Here is an 18085-nt window from a genome sequence, read left to right on the forward strand (position 1 = left end):
CCCTCAGCCCTGGGCCCGCTGCAGCGACAGCGTGGTGTTGATGGCGCGGCTGAGCTTGGCCGCGTAGGCCGGGTCGGTGGCGTAGCCGGCGCGCTGCAGACCGCTGGCGAAGCCCTGCACCGAGTGGCGCTGCTCCATCACGCCTTCGTAGCGCGGGCTGTTGCCGATCAGGCGCGCGTAGTCGCGGAACGATTCCTCGTAGGAGTCGTAGGCGCGGAACTTCGCGGTCACCTTGCGGGGCTCGCCGTCGATGTATTCGGTGGTGGTGATCTCGGCGACCTTGCCGGTCCAGCCGCCCGTGGCCTTGATGCCGAACAGGTTGAACGCGGGCGAGCCGTCGGCGTGGCGGATCTCGCCGCGGCCCCAGCCGCTCTCGTGGCCGGCCTGGCCGATCATGAAGGCCGCGGGAATGCCCGATTCGCGCGCCACGGCCTGGGCCGCGGCGCTGTGTTTCTCGACGAAGTCGGCCTGGCGTTCGGTGGCGCTCACGCGGTCCACCGTGCTGGGCATGCGCAGGCCGCCCGGGGCCTGCATGTCGGTGGCCTGGCCCGTGAGCTGGCGGCCGAGCTGGCGTTCGATGGCCTCGGACAGGCCGCCCGGCAGGCCCGAGAGCTGCACCGAAAACTGCTGGTCGAGCAGGTCCGTGCCCATGTTCTCGCCCTGGCTGTCCATGAGGCCGCTCTTGGCCGTGGCCTCGCGCATGCTCTTGAGCAGCTCGCGCATGAACAGCGCCTCGAACTGCTTGGCGGCTTCCTTGAGCGCGGCCTTGTCGTTGCCCGCGGCCTTGAGCGCGTTCAGCGAGGTCGGGTCGGCCGCCAGGCCGGCGGGCGTGATCGAGGTGCCGATGGCCATCAGATCACCTCCAGCTCCGCGTTGAGTGCGCCCGAGGCCTTGATCGCCTGCAGGATGGCGAGCAGGTCCTGCGGCGTGGCGCCGAGCGCGTTGAGCGCCTTCACCACGTCGGCCAGTTGCGCGGCCGGTCCCATGGACACGAGCGAGCCCTTGTCCTGGCTGATCTGGATGTTCGATTGTTCGCGCACCACGGTCTCGCCGCCCGACAGCGGGGCCGGCTGGCTGATGACGGGGGTGGTGCTGATGCTCACCGACAGGTTGCCGTGCGCCACCGCCACCGGGCTGAGCGTGACGGCCTGGTTCATCACGATGGAGCCGGTGCGTGCGTTGATCACCACCTTGGCCGTGGGCACGGCCGATTCGATGCGCACCTCTTCGACGCGCGCGAGGAAGGCCACACGCGCGCTCGGGTCGGCGGGCGCGTTCAGGCGCACCACGCGGCCGTCCACGGCCGCGGCCGTGCCCGCGCCCAGCGCCTTGTTGATCGCGTCGGTCACGCGCGTGGCGGTCTGGAAGTCGTTGCTGTTGAGGCCGAGGTCGAGCGTGCCGCCCGAGTGCAGCGGCGTGGGCACGGCGCGCTCCACCTGGCCGCCGCCGGGGATGCGGCCCGCGCTCAGGTGGTTGATCTGCACCTTGCTGCCGCCGGCCGAAGCGCCCGCGCCGCCGACCATGAGGTTGCCTTGCGCGAGCGCGTAGATCTCGCCGTCGGCGCCGCGCAGCGGCGACACCACCAGCGTGCCGCCGCGCAGCGACTTCGCATTGCCAATGGACGAGACGGTGACGTCGATCGCCTGGCCCGGCTGCGCGAACGGCGGCAGTTCGGCGGTGATCATCACCGCGGCCACGTTCTTGAGCTGCGGGCTCGCGCCCGCGGGCAGCGTGAGGCCGTGCTGCTGCAAAAAGTTGGCCAGGCTCTGGCCGGTGTAGGGCATCTGCGAGGTCTGGTCGCCGGTGCCGTCCAGGCCCACCACCAGGCCATAGCCCGTGAGCATGTTGCTACGCACGCCCTGCACCGCCGCGATCTCCTTCACGCGCACGCTCTGGGCGGCGGCGGGCAGCAGCGCGAGCGCGCAGCAGACCACCATCAAGTGGCGCAGGCATCGGTCGATAAAGAAAGCAGGGCTCATGGCAGGACGGCCTAGGGGTTGCATGCCACCGATGGTGGCGGGTGTCAGAACGGCAGAACGCTCAAAAAGAAGCGCGCCAACCAGCCAATTGACATGGCTTCGCCCTGCGCGCCGCGGTTGCGCGACTCGATGCGCGCGTTGGCCACCTGGGTCGAGGGCACCACGTTGCCGGGCCGGATGTCGCGCGGGTTGATGGTGCCGGAGAAGCGCATCACGTCGACGTTGGCGTTGACGCCGATCTGCTTCTCGCCCACCACCACCAGATGGCCGTTGGGCAGCACCTGCTGCACCGTGGCCGTGATGGAGCCGGTGAAGGCGTTGTTCGCCTGGTTCTTGCCGTCGCCCGCGAAGGTGTTGCTGCTCTGCGCGCCCAGGCTTGACTTGGCCCAGGGCGACGAGCCGCCGAACAGCGGGATGGCGCTGATGCTGCCCGAGGCCTCGCCGCTGCGGTCGATCGAGGCCGAGGAGCTCTGGCTCGCGGTGACGCGTTCGGTGATCTGGATGGTGACGATGTCGCCCGGCAGCCGCGCGCGCGCGTCTTCAAGCGGCGGGCGGTAGCTCGCGGCCTGGAACAGGCCGCCGGTGGGCGCGGCGGGCGGCGTGGTCTGCACGTACTGCACCGGCTGCGCCGGCTGCAGGTCGACCTTGGGCTGGTTCTGCAGCGTTTCGCAACCGGTGGCCAGCAGGGCCAGGGCGAGCGTGAGGGCGAGGCGGATCATGGCGGGCCTTTCGGGAATCACAGCTGGCTCAGGCGCTGCAGCATCTGGTCCGAGGTCTGGATCGCCTTGGAATTCATCTCGTAGGCGCGCTGGGTCTGGATCATCTGCACCAGCTCCTGCACCACGTTGACGTTGGACGCTTCGGTGTAGCCCTGCATGAGGTAGCCCATGCCGGTGGCGCCGGGGGCCGAGGCCACGGGCGCGCCCGAGGCCACGCTCTCGCGGTACAGGTTCTGGCCCAGCGGCTCCAGGCCCGGCGGGTTGATGAAGTTGGCGAGCTCGATCTGGCCGATGCGCTGCGGCTGCGTCTGGCCGGTGATCTTGGCGCTCACGATGCCGTCGGACGAGATCGTGACGCTCTCGGTCTGCGCGGGCACGGTGATGCCCGCGGTGAGCGGGTAGCCGCTGTTGGTGACCATGCGGCCCTGGGCGTCGACCTGGAAGCTGCCGTCGCGCGTGTAGCCGGTGGTGCCGTCGGGCATCTCGACCTGGAAGAAGCCCGCGCCGTTGATGGCGACGTCGAGCGCGCGGCCCGACTGCTGCGGCGTGCCCTGCGTGAAATTGCGGCTGGTGGCCACGGTGCGCACGCCCAGACCCACCTGCAGGCCCGTGGGCAGCTCGGCCTGCTCGGTGCTGTTGGCGCCCACCTGGCGCAGGTTCTGGTACATCAGGTCTTCGAACACCGCGGTCGAGCGCTTGAAGCCGGTGGTGCTGACGTTGGCCAGGTTGTGCGAGATGACGTCGAGTTGCGTCTGCTGCGCGGTCATGCCGGTGGCGGCGGTCATCAGGGAATTGATCATGGCGATTCCTTTGCCTTTGCTTAGCTGACGTTGAGCAGTTGCGACGCGGCGCGGTCATTGCCTTCGCCGTTCTGCAGCATGCGCATCTGCAATTCGTACTGACGGGCCGCGGCGATCATGCCGACCATGGCCTCGACGGGGTTGACGTTGGAGCCTTCGAGCGCGCCGTCCTGCAGGCGCGCCACGGGGCTGGCGGGCAGCGGGTCGCCGCCGGCGCCGCGGAACAGGCCGTCCTCGCCGCGGCGGATCGGGTTGTCGGCGTCGGGCACGACCATCTTCAGGCGGCCCACCACCTGGCCGGGCTCGTTGCCCACGCGGGTGTTCACCGTGCCGTCGGCGCCGATGTCCACGTGCGCATTGGCCGGCACCACGATGGGCCCGCCATCGCCGAGCACCGGCAGGCCGTTGGCGGTCACGAGCGTGCCTTCGGCGTTGACCTCGAAGGCGCCCGCGCGCGTGTAGGCCTCGGTGCCATCGAGGCCTTGCACCGCGAACCAGGCGTCGCCCTGCGCGGCCACGTCGAGCGCGCGGCCGGTGATCTGGATGGCGCCGGGCTTGTGGTCGGCGCCGGCCGTGGCTTCGAGCGCGAACACGCGCGTGGTGGCGCCGTCACCGCGGATGGGCACGGCGCGGAAAGTGGAGAGTTCGGCGCGAAAACCCGGCGTGGACACGTTGGCCAGGTTGTTGGTCAACACCTGCTGGCGATGCGCCGCGGCGTTGGCACCGGTCATGGCGGTGTAGATGAAGCGGTCCAAGCACAAGTCCTTTCACTCGCCAGGGGGCACCAGCACGGCTGGCCACGACGGCTTGAGCGAATTGTGGGAATTCTTGAGGGTGGCCAATGCCGCGAACAACGTGCGCCGCGGGGGCCTATTCATCGCTTCACCGCGGGGCCGCGCGGCCCCGCGCGAGGTGCCGGCAAACGCCGCGCCCCGCGCGAAGACCGTCGTGCGACGGCCCCCGGGCGGGGCGCGAAAGGCGGGCGGCCACGCGGCGGCGGCGCGCCGGATCAGCGCATGTTGAGCAGCGTGCTCAGCACCTGGTCCTGGGTCTTGATGGTCTGGGCGTTGGCCTGGTAGGCGCGCTGCGCGGTCATCATGTTGACCAGCTCGGCGGTGATGTCGACGTTGGAGTCTTCGAGCGCGCCCGCGCGCAGCTTGCCGAAGTTGCCGCTGCCGGCCTCGCCGCGCAGCGGCTCGCCCGAGGTGAAGGTGGCCGACCAGTTGCCGCCGCTGCCCGGCTGCAGGCCCTGGGCGTTGCGGAAGTTCACGAGCGCGATCTGGCCCGCGGCACGGGTTTCGCCGTTGGAGTACTGGCCCGTGACCACGCCGTTCTCGTTGATCTTCAGGCCGATGAACTGGCCCGGGCGGTAGCCGTCCTGATCGAGCTCGGTGACGCCGAAGGCGGTGCCGAACTGCGTGATGTTGTTGAAGTCCAGGTTCACGTTGAAGGTGCCGTTGGGCGAGCTCAGCGCGAGCGGCGGGATCGTGGTGGTCGCGGTGTCGAGCGAGCCGTCGGCCAGGAAGTTCACGGTGAAGGGCGTGGACAGCGCGGGGTCGGCGCCGTTGACACCGGTGTAGACCTCCCAGCTGTTGTTGCCCACCTTGCGGAAGGCCAGGTTCACCGGGATCTCGATGCCCTGCGAATCGAAGCACACCAGCGAAGTGCCGTAGGTGGACAGCGGCGTGGGCGGCGTCGCGGTGTTCCACACCGGCGCGCGCGCGTCGAGGTTGAATTCGGCGGTGATGGTGCCGGTCTGCTGCGCGGGGATCGGGCTCGCGGTGGGCAGCGACAGGGGCACCGGGTTGAAGCTCAGGCGGTTGCCCGCCGCATCGGTGGGGTAGCCCATGAGCTGGCCGCCCTGGTTGGTGACGATGTTGCCCTGGTCGTCGAGCTTGAACATGCCGGCGCGGCTGTAGGCCACGGTGCCGTTGGGCATGGTGAGTTCGAAGAAGCCCGCGCCGTTGATGGCGACGTCGAGGTCGTTGCCGGTGATGGTGATGTTGCCCTGGGTGAACTGCTGCGACACCGAGGCCACCGACACGCCGATGCCCTGGTTCACGCCGCCGGCCGCATTGACCGAGCTCGCGTACACCTCGGCGAACTCGGCGCGCGAAGACTTCATGCCCACCGTGTTGCCGTTGGCGATGTTGTGGCCGATCACGTCGAGGTTCTTGCTCGCGCTGTTGAGGCCGGAGAGTCCTTGCTGGAATGCCATGGTGGTTTCCTTGCGGTGCGGTGTCGGGGTTTAGATGAAGGTGGTGATCTTGTCCTGGGACAGGGTGCTGCCGTCCTGCAGCTCGAGCTGCAGCTGGCCGTCCTTGTTGCCCACGGCGGTCACCGTCAGTCGCGTGAAGGTGGTGGCATTGACCGGGGTGCCGCCGTTGGACGCGCGCACGCGGTAGCCCGCCACGTCGGTGGGGCTGTGGTCGCTGCCGTCCCAGTTGAACGAGTGCTGGCCCGCGGTGAGGCCGCCGAAGTCGAGCGTGTCGATCACGCTGCCGTCCTTGCCGATCACGTCGACCTGCACGTTGGACGCCGCGGCCGGCAGGCGGAACGCGGCCTTGCCCACGGTGCCGTCGAAGCCGAACTGCGTGCCCGCGACCAGGGCTTCGCGGCCGATCAGCGACACGCCCTGCATGGTCTGCATGGCCGAGTACTGCGCGGCCATGCCCTTGAGCGTGGTGTTGAGCGACTCGATGCCCGCGACCGTGTTGATCTGGGTCATCTGCGTGGTCATCTGCGCGTTGTCCATCGGGTTCATCGGGTCCTGGTTGTTGAGCTGCGCGACCAGCAGCTTCAGGAACCGGTCCTGCGTGGCCTCGGCGTTGGTGGCCGAGGTGGCGGACTTGGCGGTGGAGCTGCCGACGGTGTTGCCGAGGCCGGACAGGTCCAGGGGGTTGGAGAACATCATGGTGCGGGTTCCTCGAAGGGCCTCACTGGCCCATCTGCAGCGTCTTGAGCATCAGGCTCTTGGCGGTGTTCATCACCTCGACGTTGTTCTGGTACGAACGCGAGGCCGAAATCATGTTGACCATCTCCTCCACCGGGTTCACGTTGGAGTGGGTCACGTAGCCCTGCGCGTCGGCGCTGGGGTGGTTGGGTTCGAACACGCGGCGGTTGGGCGTGTCGCTCTCGGTGATGTTCTGCACCTTCACGCCCGCGCTCGCCTGGCCGCCCATGGGCACGGTCTGGAAGTGGATGTGGCGCGCCTTGTAGGCCTTGCCGTCGGGGCCGGCCACGGCGTCGGCGTTGGCCAGGTTGCTGGCCACCACGTTGAGCCGCTGCTGCTGCGCGCTGATCGCGCTGCCGCTGACGTTGAAGATCTGGAACATGGACATGGCGAGGTCCTTTCAGGCGCTCACTGGCCGGTGATGGCGCTGAGCATGGTTTTCACGTGCCCGTTGATGAAGCGCAGCGTCGACTCGTAGCGGATGGTGTTGTCCACGAAGGCCGCGCGCTCGCGGTCGAGATCGACCGAGTTGCCGTCCTGCGAGGGCTGGGTCTGCACCACGTAGCCGAGCTTGGGGTCGCCGCCCGCGCCGGCGGCTGCGCCCACGCTGCTGAAGTGGCGCGCGTCGGTGGTGGCCGCGGGGCCGGTGCCGGCCGCGCCGCCCGCGGCGTTGCGCAGCGCGGCCGCGAAATCGAGGTCGCGCGCGGCGTAGCCGGGCGTGTCGGCGTTGGCGATGTTGCTGGCGATCACCTGCTGGCGCTGCGAACGCAGCGTCAGCGCCTTGGCGTGGAAGTCCAGCCGGTCGGTCATCTGTTCGAGCATGCTCACCTCGCAGGCGGGGAATCGGGGCCGGCGCCGGAAGCGGTCCGGGGCCGGGGCGTGCGGGCATTGTCAAAAGACTTGAGGGGAGCCAATGGGGCGAACAGCGGCCGGTGGACCCGTCATTTCCCCGCTTAGCCCCGGCGCGGGATGCCTAGAGTGCCGGGCTGTCCCTGTGTCTTTTTCCTGTCTGGAGCGCCCCATGAACCGCCCCGCCTTCCGATTGCTGCTGACCGTGGGTTTCTCCCTGGTGCTGCTGGCCGCGGCCGCCAGCGCCCGCGCCACCGAACCGGGCGGCCTGGAAAAGCTCGCGCGCGACTTCCTGCAGCCCGCGGTCGACCAGGCCGTGGCCGAACAGGGCGGCAAATCGCTGCGCGCCGAGGTCGTGATGGGCAACCTGGACAGCCGGCTGCGGCTGGCGCCGTGCAACGGCATCGAACCCTTTCTGCCGCCGGGCGGGCGCCTGTGGGGCCGCAGCCGCGTCGGGCTGCGCTGCGTCGACGGGCCCACGCGCTGGTCGGTCTACATCCCGGTCACGGTGCAGGCCTTCGGGCCGGCCTGGGTGCTCAAGGCCGCGGTGCCGGCCGGCGAAACCCTGACTCAAGCCCACGCCGAACGCGCCGAAGTCGATTGGGCCGCCCACCCGTCACCGGTGCTGGCGCTGCCGGAACGCTGGCTGGGCCAGCAGGCGGCCTTCGCCCTGACCCCGGGCCAGGTCATCCGCGAGAACATGGTGCGCGCTGCCCAGGCTTTCGACGCCGGCAGCGCCGTGAAAGTGAGCGCCAACGGTGGCGGCTTCGCCGTGAGCGTGACGGGCCAGGCCCTGAACACCGGCTACGTGGGCCAGGCGGCGCGCGTGCGCCTGCCCTCGGGCAAGATCGTCAGCGGCACGGTGCGGCCCGACCTGACGGTGGAATTGCCTCTTTGAGGCCTCTCTGCGGCAGGCGCTGTACGACCAACGGTTGAAAAGCACCCTCAAAACCCTAAAGTTCTGGAGATCGCGACCGATACGACAACGACATTGCCCCGAAAACCGGGGACGGAGCGTGACATGAAAGTCGATTCCTCTAGCGCGGATTCCTACATTGGCAGCGTGGCCGGTGGCCCCCACAAGGCGGCCACCCCGCCCGCCGCGGCCGTCGAAGGCGCCGCCAAAGGCCCCAGCAACCCGCAACCCGGCGTGACCTTGACCCTGTCGTCGAGCGCCACGGTGGGCGCGTCGGGCAGCGAGGTCTTCAACAGCGAGAAGGTCGAAGCCATGAAGCAGGCCATCGCCGCGGGCACCTTCCAGGTCAATCCGGAAGCCATCGCGGACAAGCTGCTGTCGAACGCCGCCGAAATGCTCAACGCCGCTCGCGCCTGAACACCCCCACCATGAGCCTGCTGCCCCCGCCCGCCGCCCCCTGGATCGCCCGCCTCAACGGGCAACTGGACGGGCTGGAGCGCGCCCTGCTGCAGGGCGACGCGCCCGCGGTCGAGGCCGCCAGCGCCGCCGTGCAGGCCGCGCTGCAGCAAGCCCCGCGTTCGGCCGATCTGCAGGCCGGCCATTTCGAAGCGCTGCGCGAAGCCGCGCGCCGCTTCACCCAATTGCGCGCGGCCACGCTGCGCGCCGCCGCGCTCAACGAGCGCGCGCTGGGCAGCCTGCTGCCCGACCACCTGCAAAAGCCCACCTACCAGGGGCTGGGCCAGGCGGGTGCCCGCCGCTACGCGGCGCGCTGACACTTCCTTTTTCCGTTGCCGGCCCGCTGGCCTGCGCTCACCAGCGCAGGGCCTTGGCGTGCTCCGGCGTGTACTCGTCGATCGGCCCCGGGTGCGGCCCTTCGCGTTCGAGCAGCGCCGGGGCCTGCACGTAGACGAAGGCCTGAACGGGCCGCTCGGGCGCGTCCAGCGGCACCACGTCGATCGCCACGCGCTGGTAGCCGCCCGGCTCGCCGATGCGCTCGAGCGCGTCCATCGCGGCCAGGGCCGCGTCGTCCACCTCGAACAACTGGCCCTTCACCGGCAGGCCCTTGCCGGGCGCCAGGAACAGGCAGGGCAGCACCGATTCCACCAGGTGCATCGGATAGGGCTGTGCGGTGCGGTAGTCGCCGGGCAGGCGCCGGCCGCGGTTGACGTGGGCGTTGGGATAGCCCTCCTTGAGAGAGCCGTAAACGAACAACAGGGTCATGGGGAAACCGGCCATACGGCCGGCGTAGCAGGGCCAAACCGCCGAGTCTGCCCGAAGTGACGACCGGTCCGCCGGCCCCGCGCCGCGACCCGCGCTCACCGATACCCGGGCGTTTTCCACTTTCCCCGTCGGGGCGCGCGCCGCATGCCCCGACCCGCCGCATGCCTCCTGCCAGCCGCCCCGCTCCACCGCCCGCTTCCCTGGCCGTGCAACGCCGCCTGTTCGCCCGGCCGGTCCTCGAACTCTGGTCGGCCCAGCACGGCCGCGCGAGCGGCCTGCAAAGCCGCTGCTGGGACGCCCTGCTCGCCCAGGCCGGCGGCCAGGCCGCGCTGCCCGCGCGCATGCCCTTCCTGCCGTCGGACTGGATGCGGCTGTTCGGCCAGCTGCTCGACACCGACCCCGGGCTCGCGCCCCCGGCCACCGAGCAGCTCGTGCGCCTGCTCACCGTGGCGCTCACGCGGCCGCGCAACCTGCTCGACCTGAGCGGCGTCGACGCGCTGCTGTTCGAGGCCTTCGAACAGCTCGGCGGCATGACGGTGTTCCTGGGTTTTCGCCGCCAGCGCCGGCCGGCCGTGGACACGCTCAAGGCCCCGGCCTGGCTGCGCACGGCGCCGGGCTGGTTCGCGGGCCTGCCCGAGGTGGGCGAGCTCTGGCTGCCTTCGCCGCTGGCGCGCTCGCTCGACCTGCGCGGCCTGCCGCGCCTGAGGGCCGTGCACCTGCTCGACCCCGTGCACGCGCAGCTGCAGGAGCACATCGCGCGCCCCGCGGGCTGCGGCCTGCCGGTGCTCGGTTTCACACGCCGCACCGACACGCCCACGCTGGGCGACTGGGTGGTGCGGCGGCCGCGCGCCCAGGCGGCGTTCGCGCGCGCCCTGCGCCGCGCCGACACCGCGCGCCGGCTGCGCCCGCCGCAGACGCCGCGCGACTGGGCGTGTGCGCTGCGCACGCTGCTGGTCGACCGGCACGGCTTCCGGCCGGCCGACGTGGACACGCTGGAGACCGTGCTGCTCACGCACCTGGAGCAGCCCGGCGCCACGCTCGACCTGAGCCCGCTGCCCGCGCCGCTGCTCGAGGCCTTCGACGCGCTCGGGGGCATGGCCTTTTTTGCGGCGGTGCGCACCGGCCTGCTGCCGCCGCTCACGCGGCTGGTGCCGCCGCGCGCGCTGTCCAGCGTGCCGGCCTACCTGGCGCTGCTGCCCGATCTCGAGGAACTGTGTCTGCAGCCCGGCGACGGGCCGGGCTGAGCGCGCAACTCAGGCGCGCAAGTGCTGCGCGAGGCGGCGGTAGTGCGCCGCCTGCTCGCCCTGGCCCAGGCCTTCGTGGATGACCGCGAGGTTGTGGGCCGCGAGGTGGCTGCCGCGGCCGGTGACGCTGCCGTCGAGGTCGGGGCGTTCGCCGATTTCCAGGCAGCGTTCCCAGGCGGCGCGCGCCATGGGCAGGCCCTGGTCGAGCGCCTGTTCGGGGTGTTGCGTGGACCAGTCGAGCAGCAGGTTGCCGAGCACGAAGTGGTAGTCGGGTGAGCCGCCCCATTCGTCCATGGCCTCGCCCGCGAGCACCAGGGCCTCGTCGAGACCGCCGCTCTGCCCCAGGCAATGCAGCAGGCGCACCAACAGGTCGTGCCGGTAGGGCGCGCCGGGCTGGCTGCGCAGCCAGGCCGCGCGGTAGCAGGTGGCGGCGTCGGCATGCTCGCCGTAGGTTTCGTGGTCCTTGCCCAGGTGCAGCCAGACGTGCGGGTCTTCGGGATGGGCGTCGCGCTCGGCCAGCAGCAGCGTGCGGTTGCGGCCACGCTTGAGCGCGAGCTGGGCCTGGCTGTAGCCGTCGTGGCCGAGCTGTATGCCCAGGCGCACACGCGGCAGCGGCGACTCGGGCTGTTCGTGAATGCGGCCCTGGTAACGCACGCCGCGTGGCAGCACGCGCGTGAGCCAGGAGATGTGTTCCTGCGTGCCGTCGCCGAAGCCGCTGTGGATGCGCAGCTGCCCCAGGTGCATGGGCCGCTGGTGCTGCAGCGCCTCGATGGCGGCGCCGCCCGCGATCAGCCATTCGTCCGCGTCCACGACCAGGTTCCAGTCGGCGTCGGCGAGCTCGAGCGCGCGGTTGCGCGCGGCGGCGAAGTCGTCGCACCACGCGAAGCGCTGCACCTCGGCGCCGGCGGCGCGCGCGAGCGAGACGGTGTCGTCGCGCGAGCCGGTGTCGAGCACCAGCATGCGCTGCACGTGCGGCCGCAGGCTGTGGAGGGCGCGCTCGATGCAGCGCGCCTCGTCGCGCGCGATCATCACGAGCGCCACGCTGTGGGGGCCGCGGGCGGTGTTCACGCGCGGCTCAGTGTTCGCGCATCTTGGCGCGCAGGCGCGCGATCGACTGGCTGTGCAGCTGGCACACGCGCGATTCGGTCACGCCGAGCACGGCGGCGATCTCCTTGAGGTTCATGTCGTGCTCGTAGTACATGCTCATGATGTGCTGCTCGCGCTCGGGCAGCGTCTTGATGGCTTCCACCAGCGCCATGCGCATGCGCTGGTCCTGCAGCACCGATGAAGGATCGGCCTCGGTGTCGCCCATGTGGCGGTCGAGGAAGTTCTCTTCGTCGTCGCCACCGCCGCTGATGTCTTCGAGGTACACGAGCTGGGTGCCGCGCACCTTGGCCAGCAGGGCCTGGTAGTCGGGCAGGCTCAGGCCCATCTCGGCGGCGATCTCGCTTTCCTTGGGCACGCGGTGCAGCTTCTGCTGCAGGCGGTGCACGGCCTGCTCGATGTCTTTCTGGCTCTTGCGCGAACCGCGGCTCATCCAGTCGCCGTCGCGCAGCTCGTCGATCATGGCACCGCGGATGCGCTGGCTCGCGAAGGTCTCGAACTGCACGCCCTGCGAGGGCTCGTAGCGCGCGATGGCCTCGGTCAGGCCGATCATGCCGACCTGGATCAGGTCGTCGATCTCCACGCTCGGGGGCAGCTTGGCAATCATGTGGTGCGCCAGCCGGCGCACCAGCGGGCTGTATTTCTTCAGCTGGTCGTCGCGGTTGAGCGTGCCTTTGGCGGTGTACATCGTCAGCTCCAGAGGGAAGCACCGTCGGCGGCCACCGGGCCGCGGGCGTGGGAAGCTTGCTGGGAAAGGGGGTGCGCGTGCGCACGCACCAGGGCGCCGTCGGGCACGCGCTGGGCCCAGCTGCCCTGGGCCCACACCGGCGTGCGCAGGCCCAGGTGGCGCTGCGCGGTCTCGATCACATTGCCCAGCACCTGCGCCGAGGCGTCGAGCGGCGCCAGCACCGGGCACAGGCCCGCGCCGTGCAGCCACTTGAGCGCGCCGTAGGCGTCGATGCTGGCCTGGGGTTGTTCGACCACCGGCACCAGCACGCGCGCGCTCACCCCGCCCAACAGGCCCGCGAGCGCCTGCGCCGGGGCGTAGAGCAGCACCAGGGTGCCGGCCGCGAAGGGCGCGAACAGGCGCGAGAGCGCGATGTCGGCGCCCCCCGCGCGGGCCGTGCCCACCAGGGTCTGCAGGCCGTGGGCCGCGGGCATCACGAGCCAGTGCTGTGGGTTGCTGTCCAGGCCCAGGTGGGCCTCGCTGCCGTCGGCCAGGGCATGCACCAGGCCGCCGCTGTCGCCGCGCTCGCTGGCGCAGGCGTCCAGCACCACCACGCGCTGGCCGGCGTCGGCCAGGGACATGGCCAGGCGGCACAGCCATTCGAAGCCGCGCGAGGGCTGGGCCGGGCTGGCCAGGGGCATGAGGGCCGGGCTGCCATCGCGCGCCTGCATGTCCAGGCGCAGGCCGGCGGCCTGGTCGAGACCGAACTCAAACATGCAGGCCACCCAGGTTGGCGTTGCGGCCACCGGACTGGGCGAAGTAGAAACCCATGTCGGTGTTGGCCGGGTCGAAGGCCGACTTGTTCGCCGAGCCCATGCTCATCTTGACCAGCGCGCCGGCGTCGGGCTGCTGCCAGTCTTCGGGCACGCGCTGGCCGTTGGCCACGCCGCGCAGCGTCACGTGGTGGCGCACCAGGGCGTCGATCGCGGGGCCGAGCTTGACGGCCTCGTCCACCTTGGAGAGCACCACGCCGTGCAGCTTGTCGGCCTTGAAGGCGGACAGGGTCTCGTCGATGGTGTCGCCCTGCGAGCCGGCGTTGAGCACCAGCACCTTCTTGAGCGTGGGCATTTCCAGCACGTCGAGCATGTCCTGCACGCGCTGGTCGCGCTGGCCCAGGCCGGCGGTGTCGATGATGACCAGGCGCTTGCCGGCCAGCAGGCCCAGCATGTCCTTGAGCGCGGCGCGGTCGTGCGCCAGGTGGGCCACCACGCCGAGCATGCGGCCAAAGGAGCGCAGCTGCTCGTAGCCCGAGACGCGGTAGCTGTCGAGCGTGACCAGGCCCACGCTGCCGGCGCCGTACTGCTTGACGCACTGGGCGGCGAGCTTGGCGGCGGTGGTGGTCTTGCCCACGCCGGTGGCGCCCACGAGCGCGACCACGCCGCCCTCGTCGGCCAGGCCCGCGCCGTTGCCGGCCACACGCAGGTTGCGCGTGATGGCGTCCATGAGCCAGCGCAGGGCTTCACCGGCGCCGGCCTCGGCAGGCAGGCGTTCGAGCAGCGCGCGCGCCATCGCGGGCGAATAGCCGGCGCGGATGAGCTTGTGCATCAGGCTCGACTGGATCGGGTTGTTCTTGCTCGAACCCAGCCAGGCCAGGGTGTTGAAGCGCTCTTCGATCATGTCCTTGAGCGCGTTGAGCTCGACCGCCATGCGCTGGTCGTCCTGCGTGGCGAAGCGCGTGGGCGGCTGGCTGTCGGCGAAACCGCTGTCGCGGGTGCGGATGGGCTGGGCGCGGGGCGCGCTGATCTGCGGCGGCTCGTTGTAGCGCTGCACCGGCACCACGATGGGCTCGGGATCGGCCATGCGCATGGCCGGCTGCGGCATGGCCTTGGCGACCGGCGCCTCGGGCTCGGCGGCGGCGCCCAGCGACTCGCGGCGCTTGCGCAGCATGCGCTCGCGCACGTAGTCCTGGAACGACAGCGTGCTCATGGCCATGGCTTCGGTGTCGTTGGCCACCGAGGTCTGGGTGTTGGCGAACACCTCCTTGCGCGCGGCGGGGGCGGCGGGCGCGGCGGCGGCCATGCCGGGCTGCGCCGCCTGGGCGATCGAGGCCAGGCTCTCTTCGGCCGCGGCCATCACTTCGAACCCCTCGGCGGTCTGGCGGGTGGAGAGGATCACGGCGCTGTCGCCGATCTGGCGGCGCGCACGGGCCATGGCTTCGCGCGAGGTGGGGGCAATGAAGCGTTGGATGTTCATGCTGTCAATCCCGGAGGTGAGCGATCAATCGGAGAAAGGGGTCAGGCCGCGAGCTGGCCCAGGATGGGGCCGATGCGGATGAGGTGGGTTTCGGGCACTTCGCTGTGCGCCAGCACCTGCAGGCGCGGGGCGGCACGGCGCAGCAGGCGCGCCATGGCGCTGCGGATGGCGTCGGGCACCAGCAGGCAGGCGGGCACGCCCTTTTCTTCCTGCCGGTTGGCGATGTCGGTGGCGGACTTGCTCAGCATCTCGGCCACGCCGGGATCGAGCGCACCGGCGTTGTTGCCGGTCAGGGCCTGCATCAGCAGGCGTTCCAGGCCGGGCTCGATGGCGATCACTTCGAGCTCCTTCACCGGGCCGTAGATCTGCTGCACGATGGCCGGGGCGAGCGCCATGCGCACGCGGCGCGCCAGTTCGTGGGGTTCGGTGGTCTGCACCGCGTGTTCGGCGATCGATTCGATGATGGTGCGGATGTCGCGCACGTTGACACCTTCTTCGAGGAGCAGCTGCAGCACCTTCTGGAACGTGGCGACGGAAACCATCTTGGGAACGACTTCTTCGATCAGCTTCGGGGCCAGGCGGGTCACGTGTTCGACCAGTTCCTGGGTCTCGGTCCGGCTCAGCAACTTGGCGGCCTGGACTTGCATCAAGTGTGAAAGATGGGTCGCCAGCACAGTCTCGGAATCAACCACGGTGAAACCGGCCATTTGCGCGTTTTCCTTCTGGCGCTCGTCGATCCAGTGCGCGGGCAGGCCGAAGGCGGGGTCGGTGGTGGGGGTGCCGATCAGGGGCGTGCCGGTGCCGCCCGGGTCGATGGCCAGCCACATGCCGGGGAAGACCTCGCCCTCGCCCACCACCACGCCGCGCAGGGTGATGCGGTAGGCGCTGGGGCGCAGCTCGAGGTTGTCGCGCACGTGCACCGGCGGGGGCAGGAAGCCCACGTCCTGCGCAAACTTCTTGCGCACGCCCTTGATGCGGGTGAGCAGGTCGCCCTGGCGGTTCTTGTCCACCAGCGAGATCAGGCGGTAGCCGAGCTCCAGGCCCAGCAGGTCCACGGGCTGCAGGTCGTCCCAGCTGGCTTCGCCGTCGTTGACCGGGCCGGCCGGCGCGTCGCCGGTCGCGGGCTTGGGCGCGAGTTCCTGCTGGCGGCGCCACCAGGCCGCGCCGCCGAGCAGCGCGGCGAAGGCCAGGAAAAAGATGTGCGGCATGCCGGGAATGATCCCGAGCAGGAACAGCACGCCGGCGGCGATCGCCATCACGCGCCACGAGACGAACATCTGGCGCGCCACCAGGCTGCCCACGTCCTCGTCCTTGCCCACGCGCGAGACCACCATGGCCGCGGCCACCGAGATCAGCAGGCCGGGGATCTGCGCCACCAGCGCGTCGCCCACCGCGAGCAGGATGTAGTTGTCGGCCGCCTGGCCCGCCGACAGGCCGTGCTGCAGCATGCCGATGGCGAAGCCGCCGATGATGTTGATGATCAGGATCAGGATGCCGGCGACCGCGTCGCCGCGCACGAACTTGGAGGCGCCGTCCATGGAGCCGAAGAACTCGGCCTCTTCGCCCACCTCGGCGCGGCGGCGCTTGGCCTCCTTCTCGTCGATCAGGCCCGCGCCCAGGTCGGCGTCGATGGCCATCTGCTTGCCGGGCATGGCGTCCAGCGTGAAACGCGCCGACACCTCGGCGATGCGCTCGGAGCCCTTGGTGATCACCACGAAGTTGATCACCACCAGGATCACGAACACGATCAGGCCAACCGCGAAGTTGCCGCCGATGAGGAAGTGGCCGAAGGCCTCGATCACCTCACCCGCGGCGCCCGGGCCGGTGTGGCCTTCGAGCAGCACCACGCGCGTGGAGGCCACGTTGAGCGACAGGCGCAGCAGCGTGGTGAGCAGCAGCACCGTGGGAAAGACCGAGAAGTCCAGCGGGCGCTTCATGTGCGCAGCCACCATCATCACCACCAGCGCGAGCGCGATGTTGAGCGTGAAGAAGGTGTCGAGCAGCCAGGGCGGCAGCGGCAACACCATCATGGCGAGCACCGTCATCACGAGCATGGGCGCGGCCAGGGCCCCGGCCATGGCGCCATTGCGCTTGAACCATTGCTGCAGATCGTTCATGCCTCAGACTCCTGGGCGGCTTTCTTGAAATGGGGGTCGAGTTCGGGCGGCACCTGCGGCTGCGGGTCGGCGGGCATCACGCCCTCGCCGCGCAGCGCGGCCTTGAGCTGGTACACCCAGGCCAGCACCTGGGCCACGGCGGTGTAGAGCGCGCCGGGAATCTCCTGGTCGATCTCGGCGTGGGCGTAGAGCGCGCGCGCCAGCATGGGCGACTCGAGCACCGGCACCTGGTTGGCCTTGGCGACGTCGCGGATCTTGAGCGCGATCAGGTCGGTGCCCTTGGCGATCACGCGCGGCGCGGCCATGGTGGCGTCGTCGTAGCGCAGCGCCACGGCGTAGTGGGTCGGGTTCATCACCACCAGGTCGGCCTTGGGCACGGCGCGGATGCTGTTGCGCTGCGCGAGCTCGCGCTGGCGCTGCTTGCGCTTGCCCTTGACGTGCGGGTCGCCTTCGGCCTCCTTGTGCTCGCGCTTGATCTCGTCGTGCGACATGCGCAGCTTGTGCTTGTGCAGCGCGCGCTGGGTGGGCACGTCGATGGCGGCCACCACGCCCACCACCAGCAGCAGCAGGCCCACGCCGGCCATGAGCCATTGCGCGAGCTGGCCGATGCCGGCCTCGAGCGGGCGCATCAGCAGGGTGGAGAAGGCCTCGGCGTGCGAGCGCACGAACTGCGTGGCGACGGCCAGGATGATGGCCACGATGAGCAACAGCTTGGCAGTTTCCACCAGCTGCTGGCGCGAGAACAGGCGCTTGATGCCCGCCAGCGGGTCGAGGTGGGACAGCTTGGGCTCGATGGGCTTGGTGCTGGGCGCGTAGCCGCCCGAGGCGACGATGGCGGCGATCACCATCACGGCCACGATCAGGGCCAGCGGCAGCACCAGCACCAGGCCATTGCCGGCGTTGTCCACCAGGCGCTGCAGCATGAGTTCGGGGGTGCGCACGCTGGCGTTGTCGAAACGCAGCTGGGTGGCCAGCGCATCGCGCAGGCGGCCGAAACCCATGGGCGCGAGCGCGAACAGCGCGGCCATGCCGCCGCCCAGCACCACCAGGTGGGTGAGGTCTTTCGAGCGCGCCACCTGGCCCTCATCGCGCGCCTTCTTCAGGCGCTGCGGGGTCGCTGGCAGGTTCTTGTCTTGGGCGGAGGAATCCATCGATCAGGCTCGGAGCAGTGAGCCTGATTGTGGAAAGCGGGCCGGAAAACTAAAGGGCGATAAGGCGGTGCGAAACCGGCCTTTTCGCCCGGGCCGATGGCCGGGTGTGCGG

The 18085-nt window shown here is 70.4% G+C and carries 20 protein-coding genes; 4 read left to right on the forward strand and 16 right to left on the reverse strand.

What is annotated here, in order from left to right; all coding sequences use genetic code 11:
• Positions 1 to 3: 3 nt before the first annotated feature.
• From flgJ to flgB, 9 genes are all read right to left on the reverse strand, one after another.
• Positions 4 to 852 carry a flagellar assembly peptidoglycan hydrolase FlgJ gene (gene flgJ / locus WDZ95_RS05385; RefSeq protein ID WP_166230251.1) on the reverse strand — a complete coding sequence of 283 codons (849 nt, stop codon included), beginning with the start codon at positions 850 to 852 and terminating at the stop codon, positions 4 to 6.
• Positions 852 to 1979 (reverse strand): flagellar basal body P-ring protein FlgI, encoded by a 1128-nt coding sequence (locus WDZ95_RS05390; RefSeq protein ID WP_425776753.1) that lies wholly within the window; start codon positions 1977 to 1979, stop codon positions 852 to 854. Before WDZ95_RS05390 ends, flgJ begins: the two co-directional genes overlap by 1 nt.
• A gap of 44 nt (positions 1980 to 2023) precedes the next feature.
• Positions 2024 to 2698, reverse strand: coding sequence for a flagellar basal body L-ring protein FlgH (locus tag WDZ95_RS05395; protein ID WP_166230247.1), 675 nt, complete (start codon positions 2696 to 2698; stop codon positions 2024 to 2026).
• A gap of 17 nt (positions 2699 to 2715) precedes the next feature.
• Complete coding sequence (gene flgG / locus WDZ95_RS05400; protein WP_166230245.1) at positions 2716 to 3498, reverse strand: flagellar basal-body rod protein FlgG; 783 nt, start codon at positions 3496 to 3498, stop codon at positions 2716 to 2718.
• 20 nt (positions 3499 to 3518) lie between these two features.
• Positions 3519 to 4253 carry a flagellar basal-body rod protein FlgF gene (flgF, locus tag WDZ95_RS05405; protein WP_166230243.1) on the reverse strand — a complete coding sequence of 245 codons (735 nt, stop codon included), beginning with the start codon at positions 4251 to 4253 and terminating at the stop codon, positions 3519 to 3521.
• A 254-nt stretch (positions 4254 to 4507) separates the two neighbouring features.
• A complete protein-coding gene (flgE, locus tag WDZ95_RS05410) occupies positions 4508 to 5716 on the reverse strand; it encodes a flagellar hook protein FlgE (protein ID WP_166230241.1) in 1209 nt (402 codons plus the stop codon).
• 30 nt (positions 5717 to 5746) lie between these two features.
• The gene (locus WDZ95_RS05415) at positions 5747 to 6412 is read right to left on the reverse strand and encodes a flagellar hook assembly protein FlgD (protein WP_240936445.1); all 666 of its coding nucleotides are present in this window, start codon (positions 6410 to 6412) and stop codon (positions 5747 to 5749) included.
• Between the two features lie 22 nt (positions 6413 to 6434).
• The gene (gene flgC, locus WDZ95_RS05420; protein WP_166230239.1) at positions 6435 to 6839 is read right to left on the reverse strand and encodes a flagellar basal body rod protein FlgC; all 405 of its coding nucleotides are present in this window, start codon (positions 6837 to 6839) and stop codon (positions 6435 to 6437) included.
• 20 nt (positions 6840 to 6859) lie between these two features.
• The gene (flgB, locus tag WDZ95_RS05425) at positions 6860 to 7273 is read right to left on the reverse strand and encodes a flagellar basal body rod protein FlgB (RefSeq protein WP_425777259.1); all 414 of its coding nucleotides are present in this window, start codon (positions 7271 to 7273) and stop codon (positions 6860 to 6862) included.
• 199 nt (positions 7274 to 7472) lie between these two features.
• Between flgB and flgA the strand changes: the two genes are divergently transcribed.
• The 3 genes from flgA to WDZ95_RS05440 all read left to right on the forward strand — a co-directional run bounded on the left by flgA (position 7473) and on the right by WDZ95_RS05440 (position 8989).
• Entirely contained in the window at positions 7473 to 8198 is a 726-nt protein-coding gene (flgA, locus tag WDZ95_RS05430) for a flagellar basal body P-ring formation chaperone FlgA (RefSeq protein WP_287468133.1), read from the forward strand.
• A gap of 123 nt (positions 8199 to 8321) precedes the next feature.
• Positions 8322 to 8633 (forward strand): flagellar biosynthesis anti-sigma factor FlgM, encoded by a 312-nt coding sequence (gene flgM / locus WDZ95_RS05435; RefSeq protein WP_425776757.1) that lies wholly within the window; start codon positions 8322 to 8324, stop codon positions 8631 to 8633.
• An 11-nt stretch (positions 8634 to 8644) separates the two neighbouring features.
• Positions 8645 to 8989: a hypothetical protein gene (locus tag WDZ95_RS05440; RefSeq protein ID WP_425776759.1), complete on the forward strand. Its 345-nt coding sequence runs from the start codon at positions 8645 to 8647 to the stop codon at positions 8987 to 8989.
• Between the two features lie 37 nt (positions 8990 to 9026).
• On the opposite strand, the gene WDZ95_RS05445 is transcribed toward WDZ95_RS05440, so the two are convergent.
• Positions 9027 to 9437 carry a gamma-glutamylcyclotransferase gene (locus WDZ95_RS05445; RefSeq protein ID WP_425776761.1) on the reverse strand — a complete coding sequence of 137 codons (411 nt, stop codon included), beginning with the start codon at positions 9435 to 9437 and terminating at the stop codon, positions 9027 to 9029.
• Between the two features lie 161 nt (positions 9438 to 9598).
• Between WDZ95_RS05445 and WDZ95_RS05450 the strand changes: the two genes are divergently transcribed.
• A complete protein-coding gene (locus tag WDZ95_RS05450; protein WP_425776763.1) occupies positions 9599 to 10681 on the forward strand; it encodes a hypothetical protein in 1083 nt (360 codons plus the stop codon).
• Positions 10682 to 10690: 9 nt separating this feature from the next.
• On the opposite strand, the gene WDZ95_RS05455 is transcribed toward WDZ95_RS05450, so the two are convergent.
• The 6 genes from WDZ95_RS05455 to flhB are packed head-to-tail and all read right to left on the reverse strand — an operon-like array spanning position 10691 to position 17973.
• A complete protein-coding gene (locus WDZ95_RS05455; protein WP_425776765.1) occupies positions 10691 to 11749 on the reverse strand; it encodes a glycosyltransferase in 1059 nt (352 codons plus the stop codon).
• 7 nt (positions 11750 to 11756) lie between these two features.
• The gene (locus WDZ95_RS05460) at positions 11757 to 12473 is read right to left on the reverse strand and encodes an RNA polymerase sigma factor FliA (RefSeq protein ID WP_166230225.1); all 717 of its coding nucleotides are present in this window, start codon (positions 12471 to 12473) and stop codon (positions 11757 to 11759) included.
• Between the two features lie 2 nt (positions 12474 to 12475).
• The gene (locus WDZ95_RS05465) at positions 12476 to 13228 is read right to left on the reverse strand and encodes a hypothetical protein (RefSeq protein WP_425776767.1); all 753 of its coding nucleotides are present in this window, start codon (positions 13226 to 13228) and stop codon (positions 12476 to 12478) included.
• On the reverse strand, positions 13221 to 14705 hold the full coding sequence (flhF, locus tag WDZ95_RS05470; RefSeq protein ID WP_425776769.1) for a flagellar biosynthesis protein FlhF: 1485 nt from the start codon (positions 14703 to 14705) through the stop codon (positions 13221 to 13223). Before flhF ends, WDZ95_RS05465 begins: the two co-directional genes overlap by 8 nt.
• Positions 14706 to 14746: 41 nt before the next feature.
• Positions 14747 to 16822 carry a flagellar biosynthesis protein FlhA gene (flhA, locus tag WDZ95_RS05475; protein WP_425776771.1) on the reverse strand — a complete coding sequence of 692 codons (2076 nt, stop codon included), beginning with the start codon at positions 16820 to 16822 and terminating at the stop codon, positions 14747 to 14749.
• On the reverse strand, positions 16819 to 17973 hold the full coding sequence (flhB, locus tag WDZ95_RS05480; protein ID WP_425776773.1) for a flagellar biosynthesis protein FlhB: 1155 nt from the start codon (positions 17971 to 17973) through the stop codon (positions 16819 to 16821). Before flhB ends, flhA begins: the two co-directional genes overlap by 4 nt.
• Positions 17974 to 18085 lie beyond the last annotated feature (112 nt).

The sequence above is a fragment of the Hydrogenophaga sp. T2 genome (genome assembly GCF_049843535.1).
Classification (GTDB): Bacteria; Pseudomonadota; Gammaproteobacteria; order Burkholderiales; family Burkholderiaceae_C; genus Hydrogenophaga; species Hydrogenophaga crocea.